This is a genomic window from Methylorubrum suomiense (genome assembly GCF_022179765.1).
GTDB classification, from domain to species: domain Bacteria; phylum Pseudomonadota; class Alphaproteobacteria; order Rhizobiales; family Beijerinckiaceae; genus Methylobacterium; species Methylobacterium suomiense.
The window spans coordinates 220800-234366 of record NZ_BPRE01000003.1 but is presented as its reverse complement, the minus strand read 5'-3'; the positions used below and the strand labels follow the sequence as shown (position 1 = coordinate 234366).

At 68.9% G+C, this 13567-nt stretch carries 19 protein-coding genes; 10 read left to right on the top strand and 9 right to left on the bottom strand.

Features of this window, described 5'->3' with window-relative positions:
* Nucleotides 1-12 precede the first annotated feature (12 nt).
* Nucleotides 13-966 (top strand): uracil-DNA glycosylase, encoded by a 954-nt coding sequence (locus tag MFF26_RS06530; RefSeq protein ID WP_137831532.1) that lies wholly within the window; start codon nt 13-15, stop codon nt 964-966.
* Nucleotides 967-1048: 82 nt separating this feature from the next.
* Nucleotides 1049-1957, top strand: coding sequence for a KPN_02809 family neutral zinc metallopeptidase (gene ypfJ, locus MFF26_RS06525; RefSeq protein ID WP_238307768.1), 909 nt, complete (start codon nt 1049-1051; stop codon nt 1955-1957).
* A 91-nt stretch (nt 1958-2048) separates the two neighbouring features.
* Here ypfJ and MFF26_RS06520 read toward each other — a convergent pair whose 3' ends face one another.
* The 4 genes from MFF26_RS06520 to MFF26_RS06505 form a co-directional block, all read right to left on the bottom strand.
* Nucleotides 2049-2348: a helix-turn-helix domain-containing protein gene (locus MFF26_RS06520; RefSeq protein ID WP_137831756.1), complete on the bottom strand. Its 300-nt coding sequence runs from the start codon at nt 2346-2348 to the stop codon at nt 2049-2051.
* Between the two features lie 5 nt (nt 2349-2353).
* The gene (locus MFF26_RS06515; RefSeq protein WP_238307767.1) at nt 2354-2632 is read right to left on the bottom strand and encodes a hypothetical protein; all 279 of its coding nucleotides are present in this window, start codon (nt 2630-2632) and stop codon (nt 2354-2356) included.
* 117 nt (nt 2633-2749) lie between these two features.
* Nucleotides 2750-3496 carry an arginyltransferase gene (locus MFF26_RS06510; protein WP_137831755.1) on the bottom strand — a complete coding sequence of 249 codons (747 nt, stop codon included), beginning with the start codon at nt 3494-3496 and terminating at the stop codon, nt 2750-2752.
* A gap of 183 nt (nt 3497-3679) precedes the next feature.
* Nucleotides 3680-4177 carry an RDD family protein gene (locus tag MFF26_RS06505; protein ID WP_137831754.1) on the bottom strand — a complete coding sequence of 166 codons (498 nt, stop codon included), beginning with the start codon at nt 4175-4177 and terminating at the stop codon, nt 3680-3682.
* A gap of 323 nt (nt 4178-4500) precedes the next feature.
* On the opposite strand from MFF26_RS06505, the gene MFF26_RS06500 reads away from it, so the two are divergent.
* A complete protein-coding gene (locus MFF26_RS06500) occupies nt 4501-5211 on the top strand; it encodes a GDSL-type esterase/lipase family protein (protein WP_137831753.1) in 711 nt (236 codons plus the stop codon).
* On the opposite strand, the gene MFF26_RS06495 is transcribed toward MFF26_RS06500, so the two are convergent.
* Nucleotides 5163-5570 carry a hypothetical protein gene (locus MFF26_RS06495; RefSeq protein WP_137831752.1) on the bottom strand — a complete coding sequence of 136 codons (408 nt, stop codon included), beginning with the start codon at nt 5568-5570 and terminating at the stop codon, nt 5163-5165. The genes MFF26_RS06500 and MFF26_RS06495 overlap by 49 nt on opposite strands.
* Nucleotides 5571-5594: 24 nt before the next feature.
* The gene (hemB, locus tag MFF26_RS06490) at nt 5595-6671 is read right to left on the bottom strand and encodes a porphobilinogen synthase (RefSeq protein ID WP_137831751.1); all 1077 of its coding nucleotides are present in this window, start codon (nt 6669-6671) and stop codon (nt 5595-5597) included.
* Between the two features lie 298 nt (nt 6672-6969).
* Here hemB and MFF26_RS06485 point away from each other — a divergent pair, with 298 nt between their 5' ends.
* The 3 genes from MFF26_RS06485 (at nt 6970) to ldtR (ending at nt 9199) form a co-directional block, all read left to right on the top strand.
* Complete coding sequence (locus MFF26_RS06485; RefSeq protein WP_137831750.1) at nt 6970-8052, top strand: enoyl-CoA hydratase/isomerase family protein; 1083 nt, start codon at nt 6970-6972, stop codon at nt 8050-8052.
* Nucleotides 8049-8522, top strand: a complete 474-nt coding sequence (locus MFF26_RS06480; protein ID WP_137831749.1) for a DUF6163 family protein — start codon at nt 8049-8051, stop codon at nt 8520-8522. Before MFF26_RS06485 ends, MFF26_RS06480 begins: the two co-directional genes overlap by 4 nt.
* A gap of 161 nt (nt 8523-8683) precedes the next feature.
* The gene (ldtR, locus tag MFF26_RS06475) at nt 8684-9199 is read left to right on the top strand and encodes a transcriptional regulator LdtR (protein ID WP_137831748.1); all 516 of its coding nucleotides are present in this window, start codon (nt 8684-8686) and stop codon (nt 9197-9199) included.
* 242 nt (nt 9200-9441) lie between these two features.
* On the opposite strand, the gene pqqA (MFF26_RS06470) is transcribed toward ldtR, so the two are convergent.
* The 3 genes from pqqA (MFF26_RS06470) to pqqA (MFF26_RS06460) form a co-directional block, all read right to left on the bottom strand.
* Nucleotides 9442-9531, bottom strand: a complete 90-nt coding sequence (gene pqqA / locus MFF26_RS06470) for a pyrroloquinoline quinone precursor peptide PqqA (RefSeq protein WP_015857429.1) — start codon at nt 9529-9531, stop codon at nt 9442-9444.
* A gap of 63 nt (nt 9532-9594) precedes the next feature.
* Nucleotides 9595-9684 carry a pyrroloquinoline quinone precursor peptide PqqA gene (gene pqqA / locus MFF26_RS06465; protein ID WP_015857429.1) on the bottom strand — a complete coding sequence of 30 codons (90 nt, stop codon included), beginning with the start codon at nt 9682-9684 and terminating at the stop codon, nt 9595-9597.
* Nucleotides 9685-9747: 63 nt separating this feature from the next.
* The gene (pqqA, locus tag MFF26_RS06460; RefSeq protein ID WP_015857429.1) at nt 9748-9837 is read right to left on the bottom strand and encodes a pyrroloquinoline quinone precursor peptide PqqA; all 90 of its coding nucleotides are present in this window, start codon (nt 9835-9837) and stop codon (nt 9748-9750) included.
* Nucleotides 9838-10309: 472 nt separating this feature from the next.
* Here pqqA (MFF26_RS06460) and lanM point away from each other — a divergent pair, with 472 nt between their 5' ends.
* The 4 genes from lanM (at nt 10310) to MFF26_RS06440 (ending at nt 13561) form a co-directional block, all read left to right on the top strand.
* Nucleotides 10310-10714 carry a lanmodulin LanM gene (gene lanM, locus MFF26_RS06455; protein WP_137831829.1) on the top strand — a complete coding sequence of 135 codons (405 nt, stop codon included), beginning with the start codon at nt 10310-10312 and terminating at the stop codon, nt 10712-10714.
* A 123-nt stretch (nt 10715-10837) separates the two neighbouring features.
* Nucleotides 10838-12124 (top strand): serine--tRNA ligase, encoded by a 1287-nt coding sequence (serS, locus tag MFF26_RS06450; RefSeq protein WP_238307766.1) that lies wholly within the window; start codon nt 10838-10840, stop codon nt 12122-12124.
* A complete protein-coding gene (gene surE / locus MFF26_RS06445; RefSeq protein WP_137831827.1) occupies nt 12124-12888 on the top strand; it encodes a 5'/3'-nucleotidase SurE in 765 nt (254 codons plus the stop codon). The genes serS and surE overlap by 1 nt, the downstream gene beginning before the upstream one ends.
* A 1-nt stretch (nt 12889) precedes the next feature.
* Nucleotides 12890-13561, top strand: a complete 672-nt coding sequence (locus MFF26_RS06440) for a protein-L-isoaspartate O-methyltransferase family protein (RefSeq protein ID WP_137831826.1) — start codon at nt 12890-12892, stop codon at nt 13559-13561.
* Nucleotides 13562-13567 lie beyond the last annotated feature (6 nt).

The window sequence follows — 13567 nt, the reverse complement described above, 5'->3', positions numbered from 1 at the left end:
ACGACGCGCCACATGAGATCCATGACTTCGCGCGACGCCGGACACGATCCTGGTCAGGATGCCAGGGCCGACCTGATCTCGTATCTCGACTTTCACGTCGAGGCGGGCGTCGATGCCGCCTTGGACGAGGCGCCGCATGATCGGTTCGGCGAGGCCGAGGCCGCTGCCCCGCAGCCGGAACCGTCGCCCCGCCGCACCCCGCCGCCGGCGCCGGCGCCGCGTGCTCCGGCCCAGGCCCGGAGCGAGGCACGGGACGAGCCTCCCGCGGACGACCCATTCCGACGCGAGTTGCCGAGCCGCGATCCGCCGCCGAGGGAGGCGCCGCGGACCTACGGCAACGCGGCCTCCGCCAAGCCCGGCGAGGCGGCCGACGACGCCCGGGCGCGGGCTGCGCAGATGGAGAGCCTCGACGATCTCGAAGCCCTGCTCCGGGGCTTCGAGGGCTGCGGCCTGCGCTTCACGGCGAAGAACCTCGTCTTCGCCGACGGCAATCCGCAGGCGCGGGTGATGTTCGTGGGCGAGGCCCCCGGCGCCGACGAGGACCGGATCGGCAAGCCGTTCATGGGCCGCTCGGGCCAGCTCCTCGACCGGATGATGGCGGCGATCGGCCTCGATCGCACCGGCGCCTATATCGCCAACATCGTGCCCTGGCGCCCGCCGGGCAACCGCAACCCGACCCCGCAGGAGGTCGCGATCTGCCGGCCCTTCATCGAGCGGCAGATCGAACTGGCCAATCCCGAACTCCTGGTCTGCCTCGGCGCGCCCGCGACGCAGACCCTGACCGGAACCAAGGACGGCATCCTGAAGGCGCGCGGGCGCTTCTATCCCTACCGCCTGAGCGACGGACGCGAGATCAAGGCGCTCGCGACCCTCCATCCGGCCTACCTGCTGCGCCAGCCGGTGCAGAAGCGGCTGGCCTGGCGCGACTTCCGAATGCTGAAGGCGGCCCTCGACGCCGGCCGCTAGAGGCGTTTAAGCGGAACCGTATCGATCGCGGGCTCATTCTACAGGATTGCCTCGCCCGCGGGCGGAAAGGGTAGGGAGCGCCATGCGCTGGGATGACTTTCGCGCCTCCGAGAATGTCGAGGACCGGCGCGGCGAGGGTGGTGGGGGCGGCGGCTTCGGCTTTCCCGGCGGCGGCGCGGGGGGCCTGGGCATCGGCGCGATCGTGATCGTGCTGCTGATCTCCTGGGTCACCGGCATCAACCCGGCGATCCTGATGGGCGGCGCCGAGCAGATCACCGGCGGGCGCCAGCGCGAGGAGCGGGTCGATCCCGAGACGCAGGCCAAGCGGCGTCAGGCTCCGACCGATCAGACCGGTCAATTCGCGGCCAAGATCCTCGGCAACACCGAAGACGTCTGGAAGGAGATCCTGCCCAACCAGACCGGGCGGCAATACACGCCGACCACCATGGTGCTCTATCAGGGCGGCACCCGCTCGGGCTGCGGCCAGGCCCAGGCCGCGATGGGGCCGTTCTACTGCCCGCTCGACAAGAAGGTCTATCTCGACACCGGCTTCTTCCAGGAGATGCGGACGAAGTTCGGCGTGAAGGGTGACTTCGCCTACGCTTACGTCATCGCCCACGAGGTCGGCCACCACGTCCAGGACGTGCTCGGCATCCTCGGCAAGGTCGACAGCCGCAAGCAATCGGCGGACAGCGAGCGCGAGGCCAACCAGCTCTCCGTGCGTGTCGAGCTCATGGCCGATTGCCTCGCCGGCGTCTGGGCCAAGAACTCCAACGACCGCTGGAATTCCCTCGACCAGAGCGACATCCAGGAAGCCCTGAACGCGGCGAGCGCCATCGGTGACGACAAGCTGCAGGAGAAGGCGCAGGGCTATGCCGTGCCGGATTCCTTCACCCACGGCTCGTCCGAGCAGCGGATGCGCTGGTTCCTGACCGGCTACAAGAGCGGGCAGACGAAGTCCTGCGACACCTTCCGGGCTGCGCGGAACTGAACTTTTTGCACTTGCCGTCGCAGCTCAGCGCGCGACGGCGACATGCTGACATCGTCGTGCCCGGCGAGGCACCGGTCGATCGGGCAATCGATCAGGAACGCGATTCGAGCGTGTCTTCGACTAAACGCGGGTTTCGATCGAGAAGCGTCAGCAGCACCAGGGCGGCCCCCCGCGGCTGTCGCCGCCGCGTCTCCCACTGCCGCAACGTATCGACCGGCACGCCGATGCTTTGTGCGAAATCAGGTCGGCTCTTGCCCGTACGCTTGCGGATCGCCGTCACATCCACCGGAGGCGGTGCATGGAGGACGAGACCGGGCACGGCCTCGCCTCGGGCGTGGGCAGCGGCCTGTCCAAGCCCCGCGACGATATCGGCGAAGATGTCGTCGGTCACATCCTTCACGGGCCGTCTCCTGTCTTGAGCCGCTCGCCCCAGTACCGCTTCAGTGCCTTCGTCAGATCATACATCGTGGCGATCTGCGAAGCGGTGAAATTCGCCTGCTGTCCTTTGGCCAGGATCGAAAGGAGATAGACTGGTACGGTGCCTCCAAGATAGGCCACCATGATGCGGTGACCGCCCGAACCGCCATACCGCACCTTTCTGACGCCCCCCGAACCGCGTACGAGATCGCCCGCAGATGGATCGGCAGCGACTTGATCGACGATGCCGACCCGCATCGCGTCAGTGAGCGCAAGATTCCGGCATCGCGTCAGGTAGGCTTCGGTCTCGACGACCGTATGAAGCGGTCGGTCCTTCACGGGACGGATGCAATGGCATGAACCATCGCCGCGCCCCTACTCCACCCGCACCCATCCCTGCGGCATCAGCCGCTCCTGCGGCTTGAACTTGGCCTTGTAGTCCATCTTCCGGGAGCCATCGACCCAGTAGCCGAGATAGAGATACGGCAGGCCGAGCGCCCGGGCGCGGCGGATGTGGTCGAGGATCATGAAGGTGCCCAGCGACCGTTCGGCGGCCTGGGGATCGTAGAACGAGTAGACCATCGACAGGCCGTCGGCGAGCACGTCGGTCAGGCAGACGGCGACCGGCGCGCCGACCCCGCGGCCGTGGATCGCGGTGTCGGGTCCACGCTCGCGATAGACCACGAGATGGGTGTCCACGTGGCTGTCCTCGATCATCATGGCGTAGTCGAGCACGGTCATGTCGACCATGCCGCCGTCGCCGTGGCGGGCATCGAGGTAGCGGCGGAACAGGGCGTATTGCTCCGAGGCCGGGCGGTTCGGCTCCGGCGTGCCGATCAAGCCGGCATTGCGCTGCAGCACCCGGCGCTGGCTGCCGGTGCTGCGGAAATCCTCCACCACCACCCGCACGGAGACGCAGGCGCGGCAGGTCTCGCAGGCGGGGCGATAGGCGATGGTCTGCGAGCGCCGGAAGCCGCCCTGGGTCAGGATCTCGTTGAGGTCGCGGGCGCGGCGTCCGACCAGATGGGTGAACACCTTCCGCTCCTCCTGGCCCGGCAGGTAGGGGCAGGGGGAGGGCGCCGTGAGATAGAATTGCGGTGTGTCGCGGGGGTGGCTGGTCACGCTGCTAAAGGCTCGCCCTCGGGGCCGGCGGCACGAGCGGCCGCACCGCCGAAATCCAATGTAGCGGGATCGCGGCCGCGCTCAACCGCGATGATGCCGATGGAGGCGGACAATCGTTCGAATCGGGCGGTTGCGTCGCATCATCGAGGACGGCCGGCGCGTGCCGCGCCGGCCGTCCGGAGGTCAGATCCGCACCACCGCCAGGCCGAGCAGGACGTCGTGGCCGAGGCGCCGGTCGGACCGCACGAGGCCGAACAGGATGTCGAAACACCAGAGCAGGAAGGTCGAGACCGCCACGTAGAACAGCAGCGCGTGCACCGCCGCCGTCAGCATGTCGACCGGGCGTCCGCTCTCGGGTGCCACGACGCGCAGGCCCATCATCCGCATGCCGAGGGTGCTCTGCTTCGCCCCGCCGACGGTGATGGCGCTGTAGAGGATCCCGCTGACGCCGAGGATCGGGAACAGAGCCCAGCCGAGGCCGAAGGTGACGACGCCGACGAGGAAGATCGCCGTGCCGAGAACCGCCGTGAAACCGAGAATGAACAGCAGGTCGAGCAGATAGGCGACCGAGCGCCCGCCGAGGCTCGCGCGGATATAGGGCACCGGCACGGCGCCGTAGCCGGGCATGATGCTCGGATCATGGGTGTAACCGGGGCGGTAGTCCGGCTCGAAATTCGTCATGGCCGGCGCTCCGTCGACCGGTGAAGGTTCACCCTGAAGTGGTGAGGGCGCCGCGTCCTGCCAAGGGAGTGGGCGGAGGCAGCTGGTGAAGGGAGCGCCCCCCGGTGGAGTGACGCCGCAGCGGAGCCTTTGCGCGTCGCCAGCTCACCGCAAGATCGCCGAGGCATCAGACGGCGCTTCGCAGTCGATCCGGAGGCGTTCCGCCGAAGGGTTCGGCGCCTCTCGACCGTGCCTGCGCGATGACGTCCGTCAGCCCTGTCACCGGCCACGCATCACCCGGGGGACCGGGCCCGCGTCGGCCTCTTCACCGGTTTCTCTTCGGGTTGGGCCTCGGCCTGCTCGCCGTCACCGTCCCCGGTGACCGCGTCCCCGTTCGCAGGCTCGACCGGGCCTTTGCGGCCCATGCGGCGGCGCGCCACCCGGTCGTCGCCGCGGCGCTCGCACAGGTCAGCCCGGACGCGGTTCTGATCATGGGCAATTCCCACGCGGAGCTCGCCGGCGCCGGCGCGCTTGCCTGCGGCCCCCTCGTCAATGCCGGCCTGGCCGGCGCGCAGGCCGCCGAGATCACCGCCTTCCTCGCCGGATTGCCGGTCACCCGCCCCGCCCGGCTCGGCATCCTCATCGTCGGCACCAACGACATCCTGCGCACCGCCACGCCGCTCTCTAGCGCGGCGCGGGCGCGCTTCTCGGCGGAGGTGGCCGCGAGCCTCGCACGGCTCGGGGGCCAAACCCGCTCGCTCAGAGTCGCGGCGGTGCCGCCGATCGGGCGGGATGCGGTGGGCAAGCGCGACCCTGCGGCGGTGGCGGTCTATTCGGAGATCCTGCGCGGGCTGTGCCGCGCGCCGACCTGCCGGTTCGTCGATCCGTTCGCGGTGCTGCGCGCGGACGAACCGGGTCTCGCCCGGCCCGGCGCCCTGTCGGACACGGTTCACCTCGCCGATTATCCCGCGATGCTGAATGCGCTCGATCTCTGCCCGGCCGAGCGTCAGCGGCCGCCAGGATCGGAAGCCTCGGCCTCGGGGGTCTCCAGGTAGTAGTGCCGGAGAAGGTAGAGCGAGGCGCCGTTGACCGGGCCGCGCTCGGTGGTCAGGGCCGTCAGTTCGGTGCCGGGACCGAAGGTGCAGACGAGGAAGCGCACGCGCGCCTCCTCACCCTTGAGCGGGGCACCGTCGGCGCCCGCCAGCCGGTAATCGACGCGCACGCTGCCGCGCCCGGAGCCGGGGCCGACCCGCAGCAGGCGCAACGCCGCCCCCTCCGGCGAGAGGGCGGGCAGGGCGCGGCGGCACAGGGTCTCCCGGCGCATATCGGTGGCGGTGTCGCAGCCGAAGCCGGCGGCGAGCCAGCCGAGGGCGAGGGCGCCGGCCAGGGCCGCCCGCGGGGCCGGGCGCGCCACAGGGCTTCTCCGGGGCGTCTTCCGTCAGGCGCCCGCGCGCAGGCGCTCGGCGACGCGGGGCGCGTAGTAGGTCAGCACCCCGTCCGCGCCCGCCCGCTTGAAGGCGAGGAGGCTCTCGGTCATGGCGCGGTCGCCGTCCAGCCAGCCGTTGCGGGCCGCCGCCTCGATCATCGCGTATTCGCCGGACACCTGATAGGCGAAGGTCGGCACGCCGAACTCGGTCTTCACCCGGCTGATGATGTCGAGATAGGGCAGGCCGGGCTTCACCATCACCGAATCGGCCCCTTCCGCCAGGTCGAGGGCGACCTCGCGCAGGGCTTCCGCCCCGTTGCCGGGGTCCATCTGGTAGGTGCGCTTGTCGCCGACCAGGGCCGCCTTGGTGCCGATGGCGTCGCGGAACGGCCCGTAGAAGGCGCTCGCATACTTCGCCGCGTAGGCCATGATCTGCACGTCGCGGAAGCCCGCCCGGTCGAGGCCCGTACGAATCGCGCCGACGCGCCCGTCCATCATGTCGGAGGGGGCGATGATATCGGTGCCGGCCTCGGCCTGGATCAAACTCTGTTCGACCAGCACCGCAACGGTCTCGTCGTTGAGGATGGCACCGTCCTCGATCAGTCCGTCATGGCCGTGACTGGTATAGGGATCGAGCGCGACATCCGTCATCACGCCGATCTCGGGCACGGCCCGCTTCACCGCCCGCACCGCCCGGCAGACGAGGTTTTCGCGATTAAGGGCCTCAGAACCGGTCGGATCGCGCAGCGACGGCTCGGTATAGGGGAAGAACGAGATCGCCGGGATGCCGAGCTTGGCGGCCCGCTCGGCCTCGCGCACGGCCTCGTCGATGCTGAGCCGCTCGACGCCCGGCATCGAGGCGATCGGCTCGCGGCGGCCGCTGCCCTCGATCACGAAGAGCGGCCAGATCAGGTCGTCGACGGTGAGCGTATGCTCGCGCACGAGCCGGCGCGACCAATCGGCCTTGCGGTTGCGGCGTGGGCGCTGGGTGAGGCTCAGGGGGCCCGCGCCGGGCGCGGCCTCCCGCGCGGTCTCGATGGCGAGCGGGCGCGGTTCGTTCGGCAAAGCGGGCGGACTGGCGGGCGGCATAGCGGGCTCCGGCCTTCGGATGAGCGGGTAGGGGCCTAGCACATCCCGAATCACCCCCGATAGCCGTCGTTGCCGCAGGCCGGGGACGCCGTCCCCTGTCAGGCAAGCCGCGCATTGACGCGTTCACCCGGACTTCGTCTAAGAGCCCCTCACACGGGACCCGATCGCCTCCCGCAGGAGACTCGCGGGGATCGGGCGCTTCCCCGAGCCCTCCTTCGAAGCCGCTTCGCGGCACCTCAGGACGCGGGGAGAGGCCGGGACGTTCGAAGCCGGGCAGGCGAGGCGGGAAAGAGGCGGCATGGCGGACGCGGCGGAGCCTGAGATTACGTTCGAGCGGCGCGGGGCGGTGGGCATCGCCACCCTCGTGCGGACGAAGGCGCTCAACGCTCTCACCCTGCCGATGGTCACGGCCCTGCACCGGCAGCTCCGGGCCTGGGCGGACGACCCGGCCGTCTCCCGCGTCGCGGTGCGGGGCTCGGGCGGGCGCGCCTTCTGCGCGGGCGGCGACATCCGCCGCATCCATGCCCTGGGCCAAGCCGGGCGCCTTGCCGAGGTCATGGAGTTCTGGCGCGAGGAATACCTGCTCGACGCCTTCGTGAAGACGTTTCCGAAGCCCTATGTCGCGCTGATCGAGGGCATCGTGATGGGCGGCGGCGTCGGCATCTCCCTGCACGGCGACGTACGGGTCGCCGCCGAGAGCTACAGCTTCGCCATGCCCGAGACCGGTATCGGCTTCTTTCCCGATATCGGCGCGACCTACGCCCTGCCGCGCCTGCCCGGTCGCACCGGTGCCTATCTCGCCCTCACGGGCAGCCGGATCGGGGCCGGCGACGCGCTCCAGGTCGGGCTCGCGACCCACGCGGTCCGGGCCGCCGATTTCGAGGCCGTGCTCGACGGGTTCGCCCGGGGCGGCGACATCGCGGCAACCCTCGCCGACTTCGCCGCCGCGCCGTCGGACAGCGGCCCCTTGGTGGCCGAGCGCACGACCATCGACGCCTGCTTCTGTGCCGACACCGTCACCGCCATCCTGGAACGGCTCGACGCGGCGGCCCGGGACGGATCCGATTTCGCGGCGCGAACGGCGGCGACGATCCGCACCCGCTCGCCCACCAGTCTCACCATCGCCCTGGCGCAGATGCGCCGGGGGCCGTCGCTGAGCTTCGCCCAGGCCATGCGGGCCGAGTTCCGGCTCTGCGCGCGGGTGATGCGGGGACGAGACTTCTACGAGGGCGTGCGCGCCGTGATCGTCGACAAGGACAACCGGCCCGCCTGGCAGCCGGCCACGCTGGAGGCCGTCGATGCGGCGGCGATCGAGGCCGCCTTCGTGGACGCGGACGACGCGACGCCCCGCTTCGACGGCAGCGAGGGACCACGGCCATGAAGGCGCTCGCCAAGGTCGGCACGACCCGGGACGGACGCGGACGTCCGAGCGCGGGGTCGGGGGCGGTCGACCGCATCGAGGAGGCCACGCCGCGCCAGCAGACCCGCTGGGACGTGGTGCTGGTCTGGTTCATGCGCATCGCCGCCCTGGCCTGGGTCGCCAAGGGGCTCACCACCTGGGCCCAGATCCTCGACCTGTTACCGGGCGCGAGCCCGTTCGCCGACCTCTCCCCCGGGCGGCAGGCGACGATCGTGTTCTTCGCGGTGATCGATTTCGTGGCGGCGGTCGGATTGTGGCTGACGAGCGCCTGGGGCGGGGTGGTCTGGCTGCTCGCCGCGACCTCGGCGCTGACGCTCGCCGTGCTGACGCCGCAGCTTCTGCCGATCTCCACTCCGCTGATCGCAGTGCAGGCAAGCATCGTCGCAATTTACTTCGTGTTATCCTGGCTTGCGGCGCGCGATGTTGGCTGAACAAAACGTCAAAGCGAACGTTTCATTTTGCATTTACCGACAGAAGTAAATCGGAAGTTCATCCTGTCGCTTAAATCGGCTTTCATTCGAGGCACCTAGGTTCAGCCTATAAGCGATGCCGGACGAAGCAGCCGGCACGACCCGACAGAGAGGCTCGACCGATGTCCACGAAGGCCGCCAACACCGCCCGCAAGCCCGCCGAGACCGCCGAGGCCCTCGGCGCCGCCGGCTCCTACCTCGAGGCCCTGCACCTCGTGGAGCGCCTGCACCGCCGCCTTCTCGACGTGATCAAGGACGAGTTCGACCGCCGCGGCCGCGAGGACGTCAACAGCGTCCAGGCGCTCCTGCTCTACAATATCGGCGACAAGGAACTGACCGCGAGCGAGCTGCGCTCCAAGGGCTACTATCTCGGCTCGAACGTCTCCTACAACGTCAAGAAGCTGGTCGAGGCGGGCTTCCTCCACCACGCCCGCTCCAAGACCGACCGCCGCTCGGTGCGCATCAGCCTGACGAGCAAGGGCCGCGAGATCCACGACGTGATCCAGGGCCTCTACGACAAGCATTCCCGCACGATCCAGCCGATCGGCGGCATCTCCGAGGATGATTTCGGCCGCCTCAACCAGGCGCTGACCCGCCTCGAGCGCTTCTGGACCGACCAGATCCGCTACCGTCTCTGAGGGCGGATTCTCATTCCCGAAGGAGACGCAAGTCCGAAACACCGGATCGGGGCATGTCTGGATCGATCCGATCCACGCCTCGAGCCCGAGCGTGATTCGCGATTACCGAAACGACAAGACCCGGGCGGCTGAAAGCCGTCCGGGTCTTGTCGTTTCATGAGCAGGAGAAGGTCGGCAAGAGAAAGGGGCGCCGCCCTTTCGGACGACGCCCCTGATCACCGGTCAAGTCCGGCGACACCTTCTTAGTTGAAGGTGTCGATCTCGGCGGACTCGTAGGAGGTGACTTCCATGCCGACGCAGATCTCGGCAACGACGGGAGCGGACCACTTCATGACGTTTCTCCAAAGCTGGCGATTGGTGTGAGTGAGACCGGCCCAAGGGCCGGGACGACCTTCTTAGTTGAAGGTGTCGATCTCAGCGGACTCGTAGGAGGTGACTTCCATGCCGACACAGATCTCGGCAACGACGGGAGCGGACCACTTCATGACGTTTCTCCAAAGCTGGCGATTGGTGTGAGCGAGACCGGCCCGAGGGCCGGGACGACCTTCTTAGTTGAAGGTGTCGATCTCAGCGGACTCGTAGGAGGTGACTTCCATGCCGACGCAGATCTCGGCAACGACGGGAGCGGACCACTTCATGGCGTGTCTCCAAGTAGCAATTTGAATACGAGGGTCGGTCTCATGACCGGCCCTACCTCGAACGGAGGCGGTGCCGTTTCAGTGCTCGGCCCCTCGTGTTCGACGCCCTTGATATAGACTTTCCATTGGGCACAATTCAAGCGGGCCCGTTACTTATATTTCTCACAAATACCCACCTCGAAGGCCAAGCGCTTGAGGAAACACCGGAAAAATCCTGCAGAACCGGAGATATGATGCTGCCAAGCCGAGTCTGCAAGCTGGACGCTCGTTGAGGATCGCACCGCGCCCCGCTCGGATGGGCATCGAATCGGGCTCTGGATTCATCTCTGCGCGGAGCGATTCTCCCAGCGTTTTTGCCAGATTCTCCCGAATTTGATTGCCGCAGCGCAACATTTCTCTTAGCGTATGTGAAGGCCGCTGCCCACGTGGCCTGCCGCTCGCCGGCGATTCCTCGTGCCTTGGAAGTTGACGCATGTCCCTACCCCGCAGCGCCGCCCTCGCTCTCGCTCTGACCCTGCCGATGGTCGCCGGCATCGGCCCCGCCTTCGCCCAGAAGAGCTCGGTTATCACCGCGCTCGACCCCGACAAGGACGGCACGCTCGATCTCAAGGAAGTGCAGGCCGCCGCTTCGGCGAAGTTCGACGCTCTCGATCCGGATAAGGACGGCACCCTCGACAAGAAGGAGCTCAAGGGCGTCCTGAGCCCGAAGCTGTTCAAGAGCGGCGACCCGGACATGGACGGCACGATCGACAAGAAGGAATACCTCGCCCTGGTCGAGGCCCTCTTCAAGGATGCCGATCCGGACAATGACGGCACGCTCGACGCCAAGGAGCTGAAGACCAAGCCGGGCAAGGCCCTGATCAAGCTCATCAAGTAATCTTTTGCGCGCGTGCGGCCGGGCGCTTCAGCGCCCGGCCGCACGCGATCCGGTTCCGACCGCTCTTGTGGTGCCGGGTGCGTTGCGGCAAAGCGGGCCCCGTCCGAGCCCCGAGAGCCGTCCATGCACGACATCCGCGCCATCCGCGAGAACCCGCAAGGCTTCGATCACGACCTCTCGCGCCGCGGCCTTGCGCCCCTCTCGGCCGAGTTGATCGCCCTCGACGATGCCCGGAAGGCGGCGGTCTCGGCGGCGCAGGCGAATCAGGAGCGGCGCAACGCGCTGTCCAAGGAGATCGGTGGCGCCAAGAAGGCCAAGGACGAGGCCCGCGCCGCGGCGCTGATGGCCGAGGTCGCCCGCCTCAAGGACGAGGCGCCGGGGCTCGAAGCCGCGCAGGGCGAGGCGGCGAAGCTTCTCGACGAGCGCTTGGCCGCGATCCCGAACCGGCCGAAGGACGAGGTGCCCGAGGGCGCCGACGAGCACAGCAACGTCCTGTATCGCGATTTCGCGTCCTCCCGCGAGACGCTGTCGGAGGGTCGCCAGCATTTCGAGCTGGGCGAAGCCACCGGATTGATGGATTTCGAGGCGGCCGCGAAGCTCTCGGGCTCGCGCTTCGTGGTGCTCAAGGGTCAGCTCGCCCGGCTGGAGCGGGCGCTCGGCCAGTTCATGCTCGATCTGCACACGGGCGAGCATGGGTATACAGAAGTAGTGCCGCCGGTCCTCGTACGCGACGAGGCGATGTTCGGCACGGCGCAGTTGCCGAAATTCCGCGAGGATCAGTTCGCGGCCGGCGACGGCTACTGGCTGATCCCCACGGCGGAGGTTCCGCTCACCAATCTCGTGCGCGAATCGATCCTCACCGAGGACGCGCTGCCCCTGCGTCTCACTGCGCTCACCCCCTGCTTCCGGGCCGAGGCCGGCGCGGCCGGGCGCGACACCCGCGGCATGCTCCGCCAGCACCAGTTCAACAAGGTCGAACTCGTCTCGATCACCACGCCGGAAAAGTCGGCGGAGGAGCACGAGCGCATGCTCTCCTGCGCCGAGGCGGTGCTGAAGAAGCTCGATCTGAGCTACCGGGTCATGACGCTCTGTACCGGCGACATGGGGTTTGCCTCCCAGAAGACCTACGACATCGAGGTCTGGGTGCCGGGCCAGCAGACGTTTCGCGAGATTTCGTCCTGCTCGGTCTGCGGCGATTTCCAGGCCCGGCGCATGGGCGCGCGCTTCCGGGCGAAGGAGGGCAAGACGGTCAACTTCGTCCATACCCTCAACGGTTCGGGCGTCGCGGTCGGCCGGGCGCTCATCGCCGTGATGGAGAACTATCAGAACCCCGACGGCAGCATCACGATCCCGTCGGTGCTCGTGCCCTATATGGGCGGCCTCACCCGGATCGAGGGACCGAACCACTGATGCGCATCCTGGTCACCAACGACGACGGCATTCACGCGCCGGGCCTGGAGACGCTGGAGGGCATCGCCCGCGCGCTCAGCGACGACGTCTGGGTGGTCGCCCCCGAGACCGACCAGTCGGGCGTCTCGCACTCCCTCTCCCTCAACGATCCGCTGCGGCTGCGGCAGATCTCGGAGCAGCGCTTCGCGGTGAAGGGCACGCCGTCGGACTGCATCATCATGGGTGTGGCGCATATCCTGAAGGATCATAAGCCGGACCTCGTGCTCTCGGGGGTCAATCGCGGCCAGAACGTCGCCGAGGACGTGACCTATTCGGGCACCATCGCGGGCGCCATGGAGGGCACGATCCTCGGCATCCGCTCGATCGCGCTCAGCCAAGCCTACGGCGCGGGCGGGCGCGCCAGCCTGAAATGGGACTGCGCCGCCGCCCACGGGCCACGGGTGATTCGGAAGATCCTGGAGACCGGGATCGAGCCGGGCATCCTCGTCAACGTCAACTTCCCGGATTGCGAGCCGGACGCGGTTGAAGGCATCGCGGTCTCGTCCCAGGGGCGGCGCAACCAGGAACTCCTGCGGATCGACGCCCGCCAGGACGGGCGCGGCAATCCGTATTTCTGGCTGGCCTTCGCCAAGGCGCGGTTCGAACCGGGCAACGGCACCGACCTCAAGGCGATCGCGGAGAACCGCATCTCGGTGACGCCGCTGCGGCTCGACCTCACCGACGAGCCGGAGCTGACCCGCTTCGCTAAGGCGTTCGAGGAGTAGGGTGGCCGGGCCCGACGACGCGGCGGGCCTCAGCCGGGCGATCGGCAGCGCCGCCTTCGTGCTGGCCCTGCGCGAGCGCGGCGTGCGCGACACCGCCGTGCTGCGGGCGATGGAACAGGTGCCGCGCGAGCATTTCGCGCCCGCCCCCCTGCGCGAGCATGCCCGGCGCGACATCGCCCTGCCGCTGCCGCAGGGGCAGACCATGACGGCGCCGTCCGTGGCCGCGGCGATGCTCGGCGCGCTCGACATGCGTCCCGGCGTCCGCGTCCTGGAGATCGGCACCGGCTCGGGCTACGTCACCGCCCTGCTGGTGCGGCTCGGAGCCGGCCATGTGCGCAGCCTGGAACGCTATCCCGGGCTGGCCCGCGCCGCCCGCGAGCGGCTGGGCGTTAACCTCAACGACGCCACAGTGGAGGCCGCCGACGGGCTCGGCCCCGACAGCGCCGAGCGGCACAGCTTCGACCGGATCCTCGTCAATGGCGGCGTGGCCGCGCTTCCGCCGCACCTGCCCGCCGCCCTGAAGCCGGGCGGGCGGCTGGTCATGGGCCTCTGGAGCGGTCGTGGTTGCCGCCTCGTGACGATCGCGCGCGACGGCGAGGCGCCTCCGGCCCGCCTGGAGGGGCCGGCGCTGCGGCTCGGACCGATGACGCCGGGGCGGGGGCGCGTGTCCTGAAGGCCG

Bases quoted from the DNA above. Each gene is read 5' to 3' on its own strand.
- serS (WP_238307766.1), top strand. From the start codon at position 10,838: ATGCACGACATCCGCGCCATCCGCGAGAACCCGCAAGGCTTCGATCAC.
- ldtR (WP_137831748.1), top strand. From the start codon at position 8,684: ATGTCCACGAAGGCCGCCAACACCGCCCGCAAGCCCGCCGAGACCGCC.
- MFF26_RS06515 (WP_238307767.1), bottom strand. From the start codon at position 2,632: ATGCGGGTCGGCATCGTCGATCAAGTCGCTGCCGATCCATCTGCGGGC.
- MFF26_RS06530 (WP_137831532.1), top strand. From the start codon at position 13: ATGAGATCCATGACTTCGCGCGACGCCGGACACGATCCTGGTCAGGAT.
- pqqA (WP_015857429.1), bottom strand. From the start codon at position 9,837: ATGAAGTGGTCCGCTCCCGTCGTTGCCGAGATCTGCGTCGGCATGGAA.
- lanM (WP_137831829.1), top strand. From the start codon at position 10,310: ATGTCCCTACCCCGCAGCGCCGCCCTCGCTCTCGCTCTGACCCTGCCG.
- MFF26_RS06505 (WP_137831754.1), bottom strand. From the start codon at position 4,177: ATGACGAATTTCGAGCCGGACTACCGCCCCGGTTACACCCATGATCCG.
- pqqA (WP_015857429.1), bottom strand. From the start codon at position 9,531: ATGAAGTGGTCCGCTCCCGTCGTTGCCGAGATCTGCGTCGGCATGGAA.
- MFF26_RS06480 (WP_137831749.1), top strand. From the start codon at position 8,049: ATGAAGGCGCTCGCCAAGGTCGGCACGACCCGGGACGGACGCGGACGT.
- ypfJ (WP_238307768.1), top strand. From the start codon at position 1,049: ATGCGCTGGGATGACTTTCGCGCCTCCGAGAATGTCGAGGACCGGCGC.
- surE (WP_137831827.1), top strand. From the start codon at position 12,124: ATGCGCATCCTGGTCACCAACGACGACGGCATTCACGCGCCGGGCCTG.
- MFF26_RS06485 (WP_137831750.1), top strand. From the start codon at position 6,970: ATGGCGGACGCGGCGGAGCCTGAGATTACGTTCGAGCGGCGCGGGGCG.
- hemB (WP_137831751.1), bottom strand. From the start codon at position 6,671: ATGCCGCCCGCCAGTCCGCCCGCTTTGCCGAACGAACCGCGCCCGCTC.
- pqqA (WP_015857429.1), bottom strand. From the start codon at position 9,684: ATGAAGTGGTCCGCTCCCGTCGTTGCCGAGATCTGTGTCGGCATGGAA.